This is a genomic window from Empedobacter brevis NBRC 14943 = ATCC 43319 (assembly GCF_000382425.1).
GTDB lineage: Bacteria > Bacteroidota > Bacteroidia > Flavobacteriales > Weeksellaceae > Empedobacter > Empedobacter brevis.
On sequence record NZ_KB908291.1, the window covers coordinates 275,317 to 294,065 of the forward strand.

An 18,749-nucleotide genomic window follows, 5' to 3' on the forward strand; every position below is an offset into this window, starting at 1 on the left:
TAAAAAAGGCTGCATTAATTATGCAGCCTTTTTTATTGATTTGATGTTAACGAATAACTTTAAGTTTTGCGAAATTTAAAAGTAATTTCTTTTCTCCGGCATTATCAAAATGAATAATTGCTTTCATATCTGAAGGCTCTCCTTGCAGATCTTTTACAACTCCACGTCCGAAACGATCATGAACAACAACCTGGCCAATTTGTAAACCCTGTGAGTTGCTTGCTACTGATCCGGTGTTTTTAGTTTGATTAACCGGTTTAAAATTTGCTTTTGGTTGAGCCGGTTCTACACGTGCTCTAGGATTTGGTCTTGCGACAGATTTTTCCCGTTGTTGATAATGTTGAGGAGTTGGTTCATCACCAAATAAATCTGCAGATAAACCACTATTATTACTTGCTCTGGCAGAAATATTCAGATTTTTCCATTCTAAGAAATCATCATCGATTTCTTCTAGAAAACGGGAAGGTTCACAATCGATAATTTTCCCCCAACGAAAGCGAGAAACAGAATACGTCATATAAGCTACTTTTTCGGCACGTGTTAAAGCAACATAAAATAAACGACGCTCTTCTTCTAATTCAGCACGAGTATTGACACTCATCATCGAAGGAAAAAGATTTTCTTCTAAACCAGCAATAAATACAACCGGAAATTCAAGCCCCTTTGCTAAATGGACAGTCATCAAATTAACTTTGTTATTATCGTCTTCTTCGTTATCTGCGTCTGTAGCTAAAGCAATATTTTCTAAGAAACCGGCCAAAGAAGCGTCTCCTTCATCCAATTGTTGTTGTTCTTCTACATAACCCTGAATTGAATTTAATAATTCTTGTACATTTTCCAAACGAGAAACTCCTTCCGGAGTAGAATCTTCTTTCAACGCATTCAACAATTGTGTTGTTTTTGCCATTTCCATTGTTACTTCATAGACGTCATGCGACTTTAACATCACCTGGAAACGCTTAATCATCAAGACAAAATCATTTAATTTGTTAGCAGTTCCTGCGTTAATCCCAATTGTTGGCGCGTACATTGCGATATTTTCTATCAATGAGAATAAACTGATTTGATGCTGGTCTGCAGCGACCAAAAGTTTTGAAATAGTTGTTTGCCCAATTCCACGTGCAGGATAATTGATTGTACGCAATAAAGCTTCTTCATCATTTTGATTAATCAATAAGCGCATATAACCGACCATGTCTTTGATCTCTTTTCGCTGATAAAAAGATGTTCCTCCATAAACACGGTACTGAATTCCTCTTTTTCTTAAGGCTTCCTCTAATGCACGTGATTGCGCATTTGTCCGATAAAGAATGGCAAAATCTTTTGGTTGAAGATGTTCATTCATCTGTCTTTCCCAAATTTGCGTTGCAATATAACGGGCCTCATCAGCGTCAGAAAGTCCACGATAAACAGCTATTTTTTCACCGGTTTCATTAGCTGTCCAAACGTTTTTTTCTAATTGATCCTGATTCTGTTTGATAATCTGATTTGCTGCTTCAACAATCATTTGTGTTGAACGGTAATTTTGTTCAAGTGGATATAATTTAGCATCTGGGTAGTCTGATTTAAACGATAAGATATTTCGAATATTTGCACCACGGAACGCATAAATAGATTGTGCATCATCACCAACCACACAAAGGTTTTCATAACGAGAAGCTAATGCTTTTACGATCAGGTACTGCGAATGATTGGTATCCTGATACTCATCTACCATAATGTATTTGAAACGTTCCTGGTATTTTGCTAAAACTTCCGGAAAACGGGTCAAAATTTCGTTGGTGCGCAACAATAAGTCATCAAAATCCATTGCACCGGATTTGAAACAACGGTCCACATAAGCTCTGTAAATGTCCCCCATACGAGGTTTCATGGCTTCATTATCAGCTTCAATTAACGCTTGATTATTGTGGTAAGCACGAACAGTAATCAAATTGTTTTTATATTGTGAAATACGACCTAAAACTTGTTTCGGCTTATAAATATCTTTATCCAAATGCATTTCGTTGATAATCTTTGTCATAACGGAAACAGCATCTTGTTGATCATAAATTGTAAAATCTGATGGGTATCCCAATAAAGGAGCTTCTACTCGAAGAATTCGTGCAAAAACAGAGTGAAAAGTACCCATCCAAAGAGCTTTAGCATTTGATTCGCCAACAACTTGTCCAATACGTTCTTTCATTTCACGTGCAGCTTTGTTTGTGAAGGTTAATGACAAAATGTTAAAAGCATCAACTCCTTTGTTTAGTAAATGAGCAATTCGATAGGTTAAAACTCTTGTTTTCCCCGAACCGGCACCAGCAATTACCATAACAGGACCTTCGGTGGCTTCTACAGCTAATCGCTGTGGTTCGTTCAGTTTTTCTAAATAATTTTCTTCCATCATTTGCAAAGTTAACCTTTGTGTTGAAAAGGATAAAATAAATTTAAAAGATTATCTGTCTTTCAGAATAGGAGTATTGATAAAATGGCGTAATTATAAAATTATATTATAAACAGATAGAAAATTCATACCAATTGAAGAACGTATCGTTATTTTAATATAGAAATAATCTGTATATTTACACAAATTTTTTATATGACAAATGAATCAGTAAAATCAAGTAATTACGAAGTAGTAAAGCAAGTGTTTACGAATTTCTTGGAAGAACATGGCCACCGTAAAACACCTGAGCGCTATGCTATTTTAGAAGAAATATATTTTACAGATGATCATTTTGATATTGATATGTTGTATATCAAAATGAAAAATAAGAAATATCGCGTTAGTCGTGCTACATTATACAATACGATAGAATTGTTGATGGATGCTAAATTGGTACGTAAACACCAATTTGGAGATCAGCAGGCACATTACGAAAAATCATATTTTGATAAAAATCATGATCATATCATTTTGTCTGACACAGGAGAGGTATTGGAATTCTGTGATCCTAGAATTCAATCGATCAAACAAACCATAGAAGAAGTTTTTGATATCAAAATAGACAATCATTCGTTGTATTTTTATGGTACACGAAATAAAAAATAATAAAAAAACCTTTTACTCTCAGTAAAAGGTTTTTTTATTGGGATTAATTGGATAGTTCATCTAATAAATCAAAAGAAGGAACAAAAAATAGAGTTCCGGTTTTAGCTTCGCTGAAATCTAAAATACGGTCGTAGTTCCCAGCAGGCTCTCCAATAAACATACGCTCTAACATTTCTTCAACAATACTAAATTTTCTTGCATAAGCGATAAAATATGTTCCCATTTCATTGGTAGACATATTGCCAAAAGGCATATTATCGCGAACAATTTTTTTATCATCACCAACATTCGCTAAGGCTGAATGCGAGTTAGAAGGTTTCTCTTCATCGTCCATTTCGATGTCATCTGTTTTTGTTCGCCCAATGACTTTTTCTTGCTCCGAAACAGCTAAGTTTTTCCAGGCTTGCATATTATGAATATATTTTTGAACGAATAAATAACTTCCGTCTTGATAGTTGATGTCTTCTTCTCCAATTAAACCAAAAGCTATTCTTTCTTCACCTTGCGGATTTTCAGTTCCATCTACAAAACCTAGAATACTGCGCCCATCCCAATACCTAAAGCCATGAATTTCTTCTTGGCAAATAGCAACATCGTTTAATAAATCGGTTAAATTAGAAACAATATCAATGCAATAACTTTTATGAGTAGAGCGTATATGAAAGTGAATATCTGCTTTTGTAGAAATTGCTTGGTGTTTTTCTCCTTTAATTGTCTGAAAAGGTTTTAATTCTTTTGGTAATGGTTGAGGGAGATCAAGTTTAAGCCATGCGTCGTAACTAATTCCTAAAATGACACTAGATTGTGTTCCGGGAAATCGTGTATTGGCAGTGTGGTTTAGATTGATAACCAATGAACAAAGGTCTTTAAAGATAGCTTTATAGTTGGTGTTTTCTTTGAAATTCCAAACCATAAAAACAGTGTTGGTATTAGGAGAATCTAATACATTTTGATGTTTAGGCATTTTACTTTATTTAATCTTGTATGAAGTTAATGATTTTAAAGCGGAATGAAAGAAACAATGCGCATTTTTTTAATTGAATTTTGGTTGAAAATACTAAATGATAGAAGTATTTATTTTAGGAAAATTTTAAGTATAACAGCCATGTTTTAACTGTATAAATAATTTTTAGGACTAAAAAAATAATACTAATTTTGGCTAGCACTTTTTACAAGTGTAATAATGATCAAATAAAAAAATAAGTAATTGTTAATTAATTATATAAATAGTCAGAAAACAAAGATGAGAGTGACCTTATTACTTTCATGTTTTATGACATTAAGTATTTTTGCTCAGCAAAAACCTAAAAAAGCAAAAGTTGTTCTGAAACATGCTGATTTAGTTGAACGCTATCCCGATCGTTTTGAAGGAAATCAGTTCTTAACAGGAAATGTTGTACTTGAGTATAAAGGAGATTTGGTTCAGGCGGACAGTGCAGTTTTGTACCAAGATAAAAATTTGGCGGTTGTTTGGTCCAATGCTAAATTGGTGAGTAAAGACAAAACAATTTCTGCAGACAAAATGGAATATGATGGAAATACAACCATTGCAAAAGCATTTAAAAATGTGGTATTGACAGATCCAACTTCTCGTATTACAGCAGATTATATGGATTATAATCGGACAACAGAAATTGCAACAGGAATTGGGAAAGTAGAGGTGAAAACGCCAACACAGCAAATCAGTTCCGAAAAAATGATTTATGAACGATTGACAGGAAATATCATTGTGAATGATACGTACAAGACAATTGGTTCGGACGGAACTTTAGTTGAAGGACGGAATGTGGTGTACAATGTAAAATCTAAATCGGCAAATTTTGGTTCAGAAGTTTTTATCACGAATAAAGACTATACCATTTATTCGAGAAAGATGACAACGAATGATATCACCGGAATCACAACATTTCGTGATTATTCAAAAATTACACGCCGCAACGATCCTACACAATATATTATCACTTCTGATGGGGACTTTAATAAAAAAACAGGAGAAGCTTGGCTAAGAAGCAATTCAAAAGTCTACTATCAGAATAAAACCCTAACAGCTAAGAATCTTTATTTTAATGACAAAACCGGGTTTGGAAAAGGAGAAGGAGATGTTTTTTTAGATGACCCACTTGAAAAAAGATTCTTGAAAGGAGATTATGGAGAAGCATTCAAATATTTAGATTCTGCTTTTGTTACAAAAAATGCATATGCTGTAAAAGCATTTGATAAAGATTCCCTATACATTAGTGCTGATACATTATTAGCTGTAAAACGTCACGATGTAGATTCAACTTCTCTTGTAAAAGCATTTCATAAAGCTCGTTTTTATAAATCGAATGCAAATGGTAAAGCAGATTCTTTGATTTATAATCAAACGAAAGGACTGATGCAGTTTTACAAAGATCCTATTCTTTGGTCCGGAGATAATCAGGTTACAGGCGATTTTATTGAAGCTTATACAAATGCCAAAACGGAAAAAATAGATTCGATGAAAGTTTTCAATAATGCATTTGTGATTGCAAAAGTAGATTCACTTGCTGAGAACGAATTTCATCAAATCAAAGGAAAATATTTAACGGTTTTGTTTCAGGATGATAAAATAGATTTTATTAATGTGGAAGAAAATGCAGTCGCTTTGACCTATATGGATGATACAGATCAAAAAACGAAAGTAAAAGAACGATATGGAGTTAACATTTCGTATTGTGGTATTATAGAAGTTGATGTGGTAGGAAAAGATGTTGAAATGGTGGGATGTCGTATAAAATCGGATGGAAAAATGTATCCTTTGTCTAAATTTCCTGAAGAAATGCGTTATTTACCTGATTTTAAGTGGAGAATTTCTGAACGTTTAAACAAATGGCGGGATATTTTTATCGAAGCGAAATAATCTTTTCATAAATTAATCGTTTAATTTTTAAAACTATTCATGAAAACAACATCTATCATATTATCTCTTTTATTATTGTCAAGCTGTTATACGTATAAAGTATTTGATCCTGAAGAATATGCAGCTGAATTAGCGAAAAAAAATGAGCAAACGACTAATTTAAAAGAAAGAAGTCGTTCTAAATCTGATATCGCAGAATTAAGAAGAGAACGTATGAATTCCAATCAAAATGCAAGTAGATCTTCTGCTACTGCAATAGATGAGGAAGGAGGGCCTGTTGTTCAAAAAACTAAAGAAGATACAGAAAAGCCTATCATAGATCCTTCTACAATTAAAATTACGGATATAATTAAACCGGATCAGTTTTATAAAGTTGATTCACAAGGTAAAGAGTATACGATAGAGGCAAAGCAATGGAAAGCTGATACCTTGTATGCGGTTGTAAAAGGAACAGCAAAAGAGTTGAAGTTTCACAAAGACGATATTTCTACATTCAAAATAAGAAAATTTTCAAAAGGTAAATCAGATGCTTTAACTGTTGCTGCCTATGCAATGGGCGGAGCAGCTGTACTTTTATTATTAAAATAAAAATGGGAACATTAAAAGAAGAATTTTTCAAATACCAGGCACAAACCACAAATTTTGCATCCGGTTTTGAAGTTGATTATGCAAAAGGCTCTTATATCTATGGAAAGGATGGAAGAGCCTATCTTGATTTTGTAGCTGGTGTTTCAGTGAATACACTTGGACATAGCCATCCTCGAATTAATGAGGCAATTATAGAACAAGTTAACAAATATATGCATGTTGCAGTTTACGGTGAATATGCACAAGAAAAACCCGTAGAATTATGCAAGCGTTTAGTTGATTCTACGCCAGAAGGTTTAGATCAGGTATATCTTGTAAACTCAGGAACTGAAGCTATTGAAGCTTCTCTTAAATTAGCCAAACGTTTTACTGGCCGTCGTCAGTTGATTTCTTTTCGAAATGCTTATCATGGTAATACACATGGTTCATTGAGCGTATCGGGAGACGAACGAAAAAAATCTGCTTTCAGACCATTATTGCCTGAGGTTTATTTTATAGATTTTAACAACGAAGAAGATTTACAAAAAATTACAAAAGAAACTGCAGGAGTTATTGTTGAAAGTATTCGTGGAGCATCAGGTTTCCGTTTGCCGGAGAACAACTTTTTTATGAAGTTGAAGAAACGTTGCGAAGAAGTTGGAGCTTTATTGATTATGGATGAAATTCAACCGGGATTTGGACGTACCGGAAAACTTTTTGGGTTTGAGCATTTTGGTATTGTTCCTGATATCGTTGCAATGGGAAAAGGAATGGCAAGTGGTTTACCTGTTGGGGCATTTATGACCTCTGATAAGATTATGAGTTCGTTGAAACAAAATCCGCAGTTAGGGCATATTACAACATTTGGAGGGAATCCTGTAATTGCAGCTGCTGCTTTAGAACTATTAAATGTTTTAGAAGATGAAAAGTTAATGGAGGATATTGACCGCAAAGAACAATTGTTCAGAGAGCATCTTCAACATCCAAAAATTAAAAAAATTCATGGAAAAGGTTTGATGTTAGCACCAGAAGTGAAAGATGTGGATTATGCATTGCGTGTTGCGGCAGAATGCATGAATCGTGGATTAATTATTTTTTGGTTAATGTACAGCATCGAAACATTACGCATCACACCTCCAATTAATATTTCTGATGAAGATATCGTAAAAGGTTGTGAGATTTTGAAATCTGTTTTAGATGACTTAGATTAGATAAAAAATAAAAAGAGCATCATTTAAATGATGCTCTTTTTATTTTTTATACTTTTTTACCATACAATAAAATTCGTTTGAATGGATAAATGGCAGGGAAAGTTGTGAAATACTTCTTTATTCGGGATTGATACTCAGTTGTAAACAGTTCCTGTTGTTCCGGTGTCAAACGTTCCATATAAGGAATTAAAGCTGAACCGGAAATGAATCGATAAAAATCGATTTCATTATTACCATAAATAGGATAAATTCTTACACTGATATTTAAATCGTTCAATCCTTCATCAAACATAATTTTTGCATAATCATCTATGGTTAGCAAAGGAGAGTCGCTGTAAAAACCATTTAAGAAATCAGAATAAGGTTTTTCTTTAACTAAATCACGTAACAAAACATTCAAAATATTATCTTTCTGACAAGGCATTTGCACAGCAAACTGTCCTTTTTTATTCAGTTTTGAAATTAACTTAGGAAATAATTTCTGATGGTCATCAGACCATTGCAAGGCAGCATTGCTAAAAATTAAATCCCATTTTGTATCAGAATCTGCAAATTCTTCGATTGTTTGTTGTTTGAAATGAAGATTTGATAAATCAAATTCTTTTGATTTTTCCAGCATCTCTTTTGATGAATCAATTCCTAAGAATTGAGCTTGTTCAAATTTATTTGCAAGAATAGCTGTTTGTTCTCCGGTTCCACATCCCACATCAATACAATTTTTGAGATGTTCAGCCGAAATGAGATGTGACAAATCATAAAATGGCTGATAGCGAATATCTTTAAAATGATTGTATATTTCAGGATTCCAAGGCATAATTTAAAATAGTATGAAACATTTAAAAAGAGTAGGGGAGTTATAATAATTTAGAGAAATCTTTTGAATCCAATAGCTCCTCGAAAAAATTATTGGTAAATTCAGTTACTTTATGATGAACTTTATTTCCACTCGAAATTCGGTGTACGCCCAGCTCACTTATTGTTTTATATGAATTTAATGTAGGTGTGATAAAAATATTTAAGGGTAAACCAACTTCATTGATAACTTTTTCAATTTCCATTTTATCTTCAATTAAAGGAACAAAAATTCCATCAGCACCTGCCTCTTTATACAACTTTCCTCTTCGTATTGTTTCGTCCAATGTGTTTTCGGATTTTGTTGTATAAGTATCTATACGGGCATTGATAAAAATATCTTTGCCTTTAGATTTTAAGTCATCTTTGATTGATTTTATTTTGGTTTCTAAAACAAGCTGATTGGATAGTTTTCTTTTTTCTTCATCAGTATTTCCATCTTCCAAATTGATTCCGACAACTCCAACATCTACGAGTTTCTCTATATAATCGTTTAATGCTTCTAAATCTTCAGTAAAACCACTTTCGATATCGGCAGAAACAAGAAGAGACGTAGACTTGGAAATCCGTTCAATGATATATAACATTTCGTAGAAAGAAATATTCTGACCGTCTTCATAACCTAACATATTCGCAATGGCATGACTAGAAGTTCCAACAGCTAAAAAACCTGCTTTTTCGGCAGCTTTGGTACTTATTGCATCCCAAACATTTGCAATAACAAGTGGGTAATCCTGATTATGTAATTCCCTGAAATTTTGTACAGACATAATTATTTTTTTGTGTTTAAATGTTTGTAGCAATAACCATTCAATTTATCATTTGTAAATATTTGTAAACGTTTGTAAGTATTTAAAAATGTTTAAAATATTAAATATAAGTTGTTTATACTTTTATCTTCAATGAATTAAAAATGCTTAAGTATAATAATGGATAAAAATAATCACTTTAACAAGTACAACTGTGCACAAACTTTAGCATCAGACAATGCCTCGTGATGATTAAGTTGAAGATTAAATTTTCGTGCACAATCAGATAATTTTGTAGGAATGATCCCTTTTTGCTTGAAAATTTTATAGGTACATTCCCAACGTTCAGAAAGATTAAGTTGAGAATAATTTAGACCGTAAAATTCCATTGTATGTTTTAAAACAGAACGGTCAAAAGCTTCATTATGTGCTACAACAACCTGGTTTTGTAATCGGTGTTTTATTTCGAAATAAACATCATCAAAAGTAGGTGCATCAATTGTATCTTCAGGACGAATTCCATGAACCAAAATATTGTGATAATTGTATTGATTACGAGGAGGCTGAATTAGTGTGTAATACTCGTCTGTAATGATATGGTCTGTTACTGTAACTATTCCGACAGCACATGCAGAATTACGGTAATTATTTGCTGTTTCAAAATCTATTGCGACAAAATTTTCCATTCTTTATAATGCAGTATCTATAAAATTGATAATCGATTCTTTTTCGAAGGGAGAAAACCAATTCACTTTTTTATCTTTTTTAAACCAAGTCATTTGACGTTTCGCAAATCGTCTGGTATTCTTTTTGATTTCTTCAACGGCAAAATCTAGTGGAATATTTCCTTCAAAATAATCAAATAATTCTCTGTAGCCAACAGTTTGTAAAGCATTTAATTCTTTTAAATGAAATAAAGAATTGGCTTCTTCTACTAAACCTTCATTCATCATCATGTCAACTCTTCGATTGATACGATCATACATTTCTTCACGTGGAAGTTCTAACCCTATCTTTATTATGTTAAATGGACGTTTGTTCAAGTCTTGATTTCTGAAATGAGAGAAAGGTAAGCCCGAAGATCTGTAAATCTCTAGAGCACGAATTACACGTTGTTTGTTATGGACATCAACTTCTTCATAATAGTTAAGATCAACATTTTTCAATTCTTCTTGGAGTTTCTCTATTCCAAATTCTTCAAGCTCTCGATTAAGTTGCTCTCTGATTGAAGAATCTACATCTGGAAATTCATCAAAACCAACTGTGATTGCTTTTTCGTATAAACCCGAACCGCCTACCATTACACCAATGTGATTTGTTTTGAAATATTCCTCCAAAAAGGTTAATCCATCTCGTTCAAAATCTCCAACTGAATATTTTTCGTGGATTGAAATATTTTGAATAAAGTGATGTTTTACTTGATTCAATTCATCATTAGAAGGTACAGCGGTACCAATTTTCATTTCTTTAAAAAATTGCCTGCTGTCACAAGAAATAATTTCTGAATGATAATGTTTCGCTATTTCTATTGCCAGGTTTGTTTTTCCAATTGCAGTTGGGCCAACGATAGAAATCAACGTGTTGTTTTGTTGAATTTTTTGCATGTTTTATAAAATCGGGTGCAAGATACTTCGATATTTTGTGAAAAAGAAAAAAGCTTCTATTGGAAATAGAAGCTTTGTAGAATGCTATTATATAATTATAATTAATCGTTGAAATGATACAAGAAAACGACATCTGCAGTATATGCAGGTTTTGGATTGTCCTTGATTTCTAGGTTAGCTTCAATAACAACTTTCGCAATTCCTCTTAAATTCGTAATGGATTTTAATTTTGCTGTTAGTCGAACTTCACTATCAACTAAAACAGCTTGGCCAAATTTTAGATTTTCAATACCATAATTGATTAACATCTTGATGTTTCGAACTTCTGCAATTTGCTCCCATAAATAAGGAATCAAAGAAAGAGTCAAATACCCATGAGCAATTGTTTTCTTGAAAGGACCTTCAGAAGCTGCTTTTTCAGGATCTGTATGTATCCATTGATGATCTAACGTTGCATCAGCAAAGCGATTTATTTGTTCTTGATTAATTGTATGCCAATCTGACTTTCCGATTTCTTTTCCTTCAAAAGCTTTATACTCTTCAAAATTATGAATAATTACCATTTTCGGGTGTTTTAGTTTTAGTAATGTTATTTGCTCAAATCTAATGAATAATCAGCAGATAAATAAATTTTATTTATACTTATAAAACGATAGATGCATTTAAATACAAAAAAATCCGATTGAATTGTTCAATCGGATTTCTGTTACTTATTTAATTTGTTGTTATTCAATAATCTTAGCATCCTCTATATTCGTATATGCTTTTTGCATATCTTTCCAAGCCAAATATTTTATGACTTCTTTATTAAAATATTTCATTCCAAAAAGTAAAATACCAAAGTCATCAATCAATCCGAAAGGACCAAACAATGCTTCGGGAATGATATCAATTGGAGAAATAATATACAAAGCTGCTACAAATCCAATAAACAAATTCATATTGTCAGGTTTATAACTTCCATTTTTGTAATCACCTAACATTCTGAAAAATGCTTTTACCTTTTCAAAAAAAGATTTGTCTTTCTGAGCAGCCATAGCTGCAGCTCCCGCTACTTTAAAGAATTTTGATTTTTTCATTTTACCAAATATGTTTAAAAACGTATTAGGTAATACAAAGTACATGCCAATATTATAAGTGTCAGTTATTGTTGTAATTCTTGCTCAATTGAAAAAATCCATTCAAATTTTTGATTTTCAAGCTTTTCTTCTGCTAATAAATATAAAGCTTTCTGCGTTTCTTCATATTTTACTTTGTCCATCGTTTCAGGATTGAAAGCGGGTAATTGTTCAATGGCAACAGTAAATTTTTTCGTGTGTCCTTTATAATTAATTTCTTTCGAAATCTCCTCTTTATTCATGATGATTGTCTTTACGTTGTAAAATTACAAAATAAAGGTTTTCTAATGTCTTCTTGTAAGATAATATTATCTTTGTTTAATATAATATTAGGTATCAATGAATGATTTACACGATCAATTAAAAAACTTATTTCCTGATCATGTATCAGAACCGGAAGAAAATCAAGAGGTTGAAAATGAATTGTGGATGCAAGAAGATCCGTTAATTTGTAAATACGAAAAACGTAAAGGAAAGCCAACAACGGTAATTGAAGGGTACACAGGAGCAGATGAAGATTTCAAACAATTGGCAAAAGAAATTAAAGTATTTTTAGGTGTAGGAGGAAGCTTTAAAGATGAATCTATCATTATTCAAGGAGATTACCGTGATAAGATCATGACTTTTCTGAAAGATAAAGGATTTAAAGTGAAAAGAGTAGGTGGTTAATAATTTCTTTGCCATTTTTACAAATAAACATTGTATATTGTTCCCTTATTTTTAATTATAAAATCATGAGTAAAGCAGCATCAGAATTAGTTTTAAATGCAGACGGAAGCATTTACCATTGTAATATAAAACCAGAACATTTAGCAGATACTGTAATAACAGTTGGAGATCCTAATCGTGTCGAAAAAGTTTCGAGACATTTTGACTCTATCGAGCATAAAGCTTCTAAACGAGAAATTGTAACCCATACAGGAACGTTGAACGGAAAGCGTTTAACGGTAATTTCTACAGGAATGGGAACAGATAATATTGATATTGTTTTCTCAGAATTAGATGCGTTGGCAAATATTAATTTAGAAACCGGAGAGATTAAAAAAGATTTCAGAAAATTATCATTTGTACGTTTAGGTACTTCAGGAGCTTTGCAGGCAGATATTCCGGTTGATAGTTTTGTGATCGGTTCTCACGGTTTAGGGTTAGATGGTCTTTTACATTATTATGTTGGCAGTGAAGCCGTGATGAATAAAGAAATAGAAGATGCTTTTATCCAGCATGTTGAGTGGTCTGTAAATAAATCTCGCCCCTATTTAGTAAAAGGATCTGAATCGTTATTGAATACATTAGCATCAGAAAAAACGATTGAAGGAATTACAGCGACTGCATGTGGTTTTTATGGACCTCAAGGACGTTTTTTAAGATTGCAACCAAATCCTGCAGACATTAATGAACGTTTAACATCTTTTAATTATGATGGATTGAGAATTTCAAATTTTGAAATGGAAACTTCGGCAATCTATGGTTTAGCTGCCATGATGGGACACGAGGCTTTATCTGTAAATGCAATTGTTGCGAATAGAATTTTAGGTGAATTTAGTGCAGATTCTTATAAAGCAGTTGATGCAATGATTGAATATTCTTTGGAGAAATTAACAAAGTAAATTGATTTTCATTATAACATAAAAAGTGCGAGAATTTCTCGCACTTTTTTATTTATATTTCATTCAAGTTCATCAATTCTTTCGCCTGACTGATAGCAGCATCTGTTAACTCAGATCCGGAAATCATTTGGGCAATTTCTTCTAAACGTTCTTGTTGAGATAATTCAATAACATTTGTTTGTGTTGTTTCCTCAACGACTTCTTTATAAACTTTTAATTGATGATTTCCTTTTGAAGCAACCTGAGGTAAATGCGTAATCACTAAAAGCTGCATATTATCTGCCATAGATTGCATAACTTTCCCTGTTTCGTTGGCTACTTTTCCGGAAATACCAGTATCGATCTCATCTAAAATTAGAGTAGGCAAATGTTGATGCGTTGCCAATAATTTTTTAATTGCGAGCATCAATCGTGAGCGCTCTCCTCCGGAAACAGATTTTTCGAAAATACGAGGTTCCATTCCTTTGTTTGCAGAAAATAAAAATAAAACGTCGTCTTTACCGGTAGGTGTAAAATCTGATGTTTCGTTCAATTGAATCGTTAATTGTGAATTTTCCATCCCCAATTGAGATAAGGTATTCAAAATGTTTTTTCGAATAATTTCAAGAGTAGAGGTTCTGTTTTTTCTGATTTTTAGAGCTTGTTTTTCAAGTTTTTCAGAAATAGAATTCAATTCTTTATTCAAATGAATAATCAAATCACTTAGATTATCAAAACCAGAAGTTTGGGATTCTAATTCATCTCGTTTTACAATCAATTCGTCAACCGTCAGTACATTATGTTTGCGCAATAATCGATGAATCAAATCATAACGATCTGTAATTTCCTGTAAACGTTCAGGGTTAATCTCTGTAGATTCGATCAAATGACTCATTTCTCCCGAAATATCCTGAAGTTCAATTTTAGACGAAATTAGCCGTTCGTAAATTGAGTTATAATGTGAATTGTAATCTGAAATTTTATTCAATTTATTACTTGCCTCGTTCAATTGAGAAATAATTCCCATCTCAGGATGTTCTAAAAATTGATAGGTTTCATTTAATGTAGAAATGATTTCTTCCACATTTGACAATGATTTAATTTCGAATTCTAATTCCTCTAATTCCTCATTTTTAAGAGAAGCATTGTTCAATTCTTCCCATAAATGTAATTTATATTCTAAATCTTGCGATTGGTTTTCAAGGGAATTCTGGGCTTCTTTAATTTTCTTTTTAATCGAAAGATAGTGGTCAAAAGACTTTCTGTAATCCTTTACTAATTCTTTATTTTCTCCATAAATATCCAACATAGACAATTGAAAATCAGCTTCAAAAATTTTAGGGGTATTAAATTGAGAATGAATATCAATTAAAAGTTCAGATAATTCTTGTAGAATAGAAACTTTGACAGGTGTATCATTGATAAAAGCACGAGATTTACCCGATGGCAACAACTCTCTTCGAAGAATAGATTCATCTTCATAATCTAAATCATATTCTTTAAAAAAATGATTTAATTCAAGATCTTTAATGTTGAAAACAGCTTCAATAATGCATTTTTCATTGGCATTTTTCAAGGCCTTTAAGTCTGCACGTTCTCCTAAAACTAATTTCAAAGCTCCTAATAGAATCGATTTTCCAGCACCGGTTTCACCAGTGATGGTAGTCATACCTTGATGAAAATCAATCTCTAACTGATCGATAATTGCAAAATTATTAACGCGAAGAGTTCGTAACATTTACTTTTTTAATTTGTTCCAATAACTATCCCCATATTTCGGTGCGATAGAATTTAAAATTTCTTTTAATTTTTCAATATTTACTGTAGACGTTTGTCCTCCAGAAAACACTTGACTAATTTCGCTATTTTTTGCAGTTAAGAAAAGTTCCAATGGATAAAATTGAGAAAAATTTCCTCTTTGATAAAACTCTAGTTGTAATAAAGTATTTCCAATAGCATTTTTTCCTCTCAATTCATTTTCAGCCATAATATCTAAGCCATTTCGGTGGTATTGATAACTGATATTGCGTAAGGTCGAATTATCTGCTTTTATGATATTATTAATTAAAGATGTGCGGGATTTTAAACCATCCATTTCACTCCATCCCGAAAAATTATTGTTTGCCTGTCCAAAATCTGCAATTTTCTTAGCCATTTTAAAATATTCAGTTCCGCCTTCTTTTGAAAACGTATCCGCGTCATACCCCAAAACGAGATAAACATAATAAGTGATTACATCTGTCAGGTTTTTTCCGCTGAATTTGCGGTCATTAAAAATCAATTCTTCAAATTCCTGGTACTGAAATGTAAAATTGTCATCCGACAAATTTAAGATAGGAGTATAATAGGTTGAATTAAACACCGGGCGACGAGATTGTACTAAAATGGAACCTTTTAATCTATTTCCTTCTCTCTCCTTAATATTAATGACAAAACTGGCTTCAACTCTTTCATAGGTTTTCAATCTGTCGTTTGTCCATTTTGTCGAATTGATAAATGTAGTCAATGATTTTTGCAAAGTTTGATAAATTTGGGTATTGGAACCTTGAACCATTGAATAATCAACTTTCACATCTGCGATAAGATTCTGTGAAAAAGCTGAAACAGCTAAACATGTTGAAAAGAAAATTGAGGCTAATTTCTTCATTTGTTGTTATAATTTATTTAAGATAACATTCAAGATATCTTTTGCAACATCCGCTTTTGATTTAGCTTCAAATTGTTGCATGGATAAATCTTTGTCGATAATTGTAATTTTATTTGTGTTCTTCTGAAAACCGGCTTCTTTGTCTTGCATTGAATTTAGAACAATAAAATCCAGATTTTTTTTGGCTAATTTTTTCTTTGCATATTCTTCTTCGTTATTTGTTTCCAACGCAAATCCAACCAATAGTTGGTGCGTTTTGATTTCCCCCAACGATTTTAGAATATCAGGATTTTTCACCAATTCGATGATTAAATTATCATCATTCTCTTTTTTTATTTTCTGTTCAGCTGTTTCTTTTGGACGATAATCTGCTACGGCTGCTGACATCACCACAACATTTGCATCTGCAAAATTAGCATGCATTGCATTGTACATATCACGTGCAGAAACAACATCAATTCGTTCAATCGGATAGCCCATTACAGATTCATGACTTGGACCACTCACCAAGGTAACTTTTGCACCTAAATCCGCTGCAGCTTTTGCAATCTCAAACCCCATTTTTCCCGAAGAATAATTACCTATAAAACGTACAGGATCTAAGTTTTCGTATGTAGGACCTGCAGAAACCACTACTTTTTTTCCATAAAGTGGAAGAGTCGCTGCAATTGTACGTTCTAAAAAATCAATAATGTTTTCAGGTTCAGCCATTCTGCCTTCTCCCACTAATCCACTTGCCAACTCTCCAGCTTCGGCAGGAATACAAATATTCCCGAATGATTCTAGTTTTGAAATATTTTCAAGTGTTGAAGGATGTTTATACATATCCAGGTCCATTGCAGGAGCAAAATAAACCGGGCATTTTGCAGAAAGGTAGGTTGCTAAAACTAAATTATCACATGTACCGTCGGCCATGTGAGAAAGTGTATTTGCTGTGCAGGGTGCAACAAGCATATAATCTGCCCAAAGTGCATATTCGACGTGATTATTCCAATCTCCTTTGTCTCCGAAAAATTCCCATTCAACAGGATTTTTGGAAAGGGTAGAAAGTGTAAGTGGAGTAACAAAGTTTTGAGCTTCCGGCGTCATAATTACTTTGACCTCAGCTCCTTTTTTGATAAGTCCTCTAACAAGAAAAGCGGCTTTGTAGGCCGCTATTCCGGCAGAAACTGCCAAAAGAATTTTTTTACTATGTAAAACAGACATTATTTATCCTCATTTGGATTTCTGTAATATACGTCATTGTCTAACCATTCCTTAACCGCAATAGAAGTCGGTTTTGGTAATCTTTCGTAGAATTTTGAAACTTCGATTTGCTCTCTGTTTTCAAAAACTTCTTCTAAAGAATCTGTGTGTGCAGCAAATTCATCCAATTTCTGAATTAATTCAGTTTTCATTTCTTGGTTGATTTGTTCTGCTCTTTTTCCCATAATTACAATCGATTCGTATAAGTTTCCTGTTTTCTCATCGATTTTATTACGATCATAAGTTTGTGTTGTTGGTGCTGCACCGATATCCTTGAAATTCATAATGAAAGAATTATATTTATTTTATTATTAATTTTTGCTTTTTGCAGTTTCGACAGCACTTTCTGCCTCAACTTTTTTACGGGCTTCTTCTAAACTAGCCAATGCTTTTTTAGTTTCAGCCATATCTTTATCTATTTTTTCCATTAACTTATCCGCTTCGCTTTTAAATTTAGTTTCCGGATAATATCTTGTTAACAATAGATATTGAGTTCTGGCGTCTTGAAGACGTAAATCTTTATTTTCTAAACGTGAAAAGTTTAAAGCTAATTCAGTTTTAGAGCGCAATGAATACATCATTGCCTCTTCACGGAATTTAGAATCCGGATATTCATCAATCATATTATCGAAAGCGACACCGGAAGCCTTATATTTCATTGTTTTGTAATAAACTTTTGCAATTTCGAAAGACTTTTTTTCTAATTTCTGTCTAAGCTCTGTAATGTAATTATTTGCATCAGTAACATGAGTCGATTCAGGATACGCATTGATAAATCCTTGCAATTCACTAATCGCTGTATATGTACTTGTTTGATCCAAGTCATATTTTGGTGAATCGTTGTAATATGAAAAAGCAGATTTAAACAAAGCTTCTTCTGCACGAGCATCCATTGGATATGCTCCTGCGAAACTCTTAAATTGATGGCCAGCTAAACGATAACTTTTTTCGTTGAAATTACCTTCTGCCATATTATAGGCAATATCAGCTGCTTTTTCCGTTCCTACGAAAGAGGTTGAAATTTTTTCATATAACTCGTTTGCCAAGTCATATTTACCATCTTGGTATAACTGAGTTGCCAATACAAAGATCTCATCCTTATCCGTACTTTTCATCGCTTTGTTGTAGGTCTTGTTACAAGAGACTAATGAAGCGCCAATTAAAACTAGTAAGCTTAGTTTTTTAAACATTCTGCAAATTTAATAAAATTTGGGGACTAAAGTATAAAAAAATATTTTCTTATCCTCTTAATAAA

General features: G+C 32.6%; 20 protein-coding genes. 6 read left to right on the forward strand and 14 right to left on the reverse strand.

Features of this window, described 5'->3' with window-relative positions; translation table 11 throughout:
* Positions 1-46: 46 nt before the first annotated feature.
* Positions 47-2,386 (reverse strand): ATP-dependent helicase, encoded by a 2,340-nt coding sequence (locus H277_RS0101350; protein WP_019973766.1) that lies wholly within the window; start codon positions 2,384-2,386, stop codon positions 47-49.
* A 195-nt stretch (positions 2,387-2,581) separates the two neighbouring features.
* Here H277_RS0101350 and H277_RS0101355 point away from each other — a divergent pair, with 195 nt between their 5' ends.
* The gene (locus H277_RS0101355; protein WP_019973767.1) at positions 2,582-3,034 is read left to right on the forward strand and encodes a Fur family transcriptional regulator; all 453 of its coding nucleotides are present in this window, start codon (positions 2,582-2,584) and stop codon (positions 3,032-3,034) included.
* A 43-nt stretch (positions 3,035-3,077) separates the two neighbouring features.
* Here the strand turns inward: H277_RS0101355 and H277_RS0101360 are convergent, their stop codons facing one another.
* Positions 3,078-3,998, reverse strand: a complete 921-nt coding sequence (locus H277_RS0101360; protein ID WP_019973768.1) for a Dyp-type peroxidase — start codon at positions 3,996-3,998, stop codon at positions 3,078-3,080.
* Positions 3,999-4,277: 279 nt separating this feature from the next.
* On the opposite strand from H277_RS0101360, the gene H277_RS0101365 reads away from it, so the two are divergent.
* Genes H277_RS0101365 through H277_RS0101375 form a run of 3 tightly spaced genes read left to right on the forward strand, consistent with a single transcriptional unit; the run spans position 4,278 to position 7,693 of the window.
* Complete coding sequence (locus H277_RS0101365) at positions 4,278-5,915, forward strand: OstA-like protein (RefSeq protein ID WP_146810297.1); 1,638 nt, start codon at positions 4,278-4,280, stop codon at positions 5,913-5,915.
* Positions 5,916-5,954: 39 nt separating this feature from the next.
* The gene (locus H277_RS0101370) at positions 5,955-6,503 is read left to right on the forward strand and encodes a hypothetical protein (protein WP_019973770.1); all 549 of its coding nucleotides are present in this window, start codon (positions 5,955-5,957) and stop codon (positions 6,501-6,503) included.
* 2 nt (positions 6,504-6,505) lie between these two features.
* Complete coding sequence (locus tag H277_RS0101375; RefSeq protein WP_019973771.1) at positions 6,506-7,693, forward strand: aspartate aminotransferase family protein; 1,188 nt, start codon at positions 6,506-6,508, stop codon at positions 7,691-7,693.
* 46 nt (positions 7,694-7,739) lie between these two features.
* On the opposite strand, the gene H277_RS0101380 is transcribed toward H277_RS0101375, so the two are convergent.
* The 7 genes from H277_RS0101380 to H277_RS0101410 form a co-directional block, all read right to left on the reverse strand.
* On the reverse strand, positions 7,740-8,507 hold the full coding sequence (locus tag H277_RS0101380) for a methyltransferase domain-containing protein (RefSeq protein ID WP_019973772.1): 768 nt from the start codon (positions 8,505-8,507) through the stop codon (positions 7,740-7,742).
* A gap of 40 nt (positions 8,508-8,547) precedes the next feature.
* Positions 8,548-9,315 carry an isocitrate lyase/PEP mutase family protein gene (locus tag H277_RS0101385; protein WP_019973773.1) on the reverse strand — a complete coding sequence of 256 codons (768 nt, stop codon included), beginning with the start codon at positions 9,313-9,315 and terminating at the stop codon, positions 8,548-8,550.
* 173 nt (positions 9,316-9,488) lie between these two features.
* A complete protein-coding gene (locus tag H277_RS0101390) occupies positions 9,489-9,980 on the reverse strand; it encodes a 3'-5' exonuclease (protein ID WP_019973774.1) in 492 nt (163 codons plus the stop codon).
* Between the two features lie 3 nt (positions 9,981-9,983).
* Complete coding sequence (gene miaA / locus H277_RS0101395; RefSeq protein ID WP_019973775.1) at positions 9,984-10,898, reverse strand: tRNA (adenosine(37)-N6)-dimethylallyltransferase MiaA; 915 nt, start codon at positions 10,896-10,898, stop codon at positions 9,984-9,986.
* A gap of 101 nt (positions 10,899-10,999) precedes the next feature.
* Complete coding sequence (locus tag H277_RS0101400) at positions 11,000-11,461, reverse strand: MaoC family dehydratase (RefSeq protein ID WP_019973776.1); 462 nt, start codon at positions 11,459-11,461, stop codon at positions 11,000-11,002.
* Between the two features lie 162 nt (positions 11,462-11,623).
* The gene (locus tag H277_RS0101405; protein WP_019973777.1) at positions 11,624-11,977 is read right to left on the reverse strand and encodes a YkvA family protein; all 354 of its coding nucleotides are present in this window, start codon (positions 11,975-11,977) and stop codon (positions 11,624-11,626) included.
* Between the two features lie 65 nt (positions 11,978-12,042).
* On the reverse strand, positions 12,043-12,258 hold the full coding sequence (locus H277_RS0101410) for a hypothetical protein (RefSeq protein WP_019973778.1): 216 nt from the start codon (positions 12,256-12,258) through the stop codon (positions 12,043-12,045).
* Between the two features lie 97 nt (positions 12,259-12,355).
* Between H277_RS0101410 and H277_RS0101415 the strand changes: the two genes are divergently transcribed.
* Together H277_RS0101415 and H277_RS0101420 are read left to right on the forward strand one after the other, a co-directional pair.
* Positions 12,356-12,685 (forward strand): translation initiation factor, encoded by a 330-nt coding sequence (locus H277_RS0101415; RefSeq protein ID WP_019973779.1) that lies wholly within the window; start codon positions 12,356-12,358, stop codon positions 12,683-12,685.
* 65 nt (positions 12,686-12,750) lie between these two features.
* Positions 12,751-13,623 (forward strand): nucleoside phosphorylase, encoded by an 873-nt coding sequence (locus H277_RS0101420; RefSeq protein WP_019973780.1) that lies wholly within the window; start codon positions 12,751-12,753, stop codon positions 13,621-13,623.
* 52 nt (positions 13,624-13,675) lie between these two features.
* On the opposite strand, the gene recN is transcribed toward H277_RS0101420, so the two are convergent.
* The 5 genes from recN to H277_RS0101445 are packed head-to-tail and all read right to left on the reverse strand — an operon-like array spanning position 13,676 to position 18,684.
* The gene (gene recN / locus H277_RS0101425) at positions 13,676-15,340 is read right to left on the reverse strand and encodes a DNA repair protein RecN (protein ID WP_019973781.1); all 1,665 of its coding nucleotides are present in this window, start codon (positions 15,338-15,340) and stop codon (positions 13,676-13,678) included.
* Positions 15,341-16,249, reverse strand: a complete 909-nt coding sequence (gene porD / locus H277_RS0101430; protein ID WP_019973782.1) for a type IX secretion system protein PorD — start codon at positions 16,247-16,249, stop codon at positions 15,341-15,343.
* Positions 16,250-16,255: 6 nt separating this feature from the next.
* Complete coding sequence (gene coaBC, locus H277_RS0101435) at positions 16,256-17,455, reverse strand: bifunctional phosphopantothenoylcysteine decarboxylase/phosphopantothenate--cysteine ligase CoaBC (protein WP_019973783.1); 1,200 nt, start codon at positions 17,453-17,455, stop codon at positions 16,256-16,258.
* Positions 17,455-17,778 carry a DNA-directed RNA polymerase subunit omega gene (locus H277_RS0101440; protein WP_019973784.1) on the reverse strand — a complete coding sequence of 108 codons (324 nt, stop codon included), beginning with the start codon at positions 17,776-17,778 and terminating at the stop codon, positions 17,455-17,457. Before H277_RS0101440 ends, coaBC begins: the two co-directional genes overlap by 1 nt.
* Positions 17,779-17,805: 27 nt before the next feature.
* Positions 17,806-18,684 carry an outer membrane protein assembly factor BamD gene (locus tag H277_RS0101445; protein ID WP_019973785.1) on the reverse strand — a complete coding sequence of 293 codons (879 nt, stop codon included), beginning with the start codon at positions 18,682-18,684 and terminating at the stop codon, positions 17,806-17,808.
* Positions 18,685-18,749 lie beyond the last annotated feature (65 nt).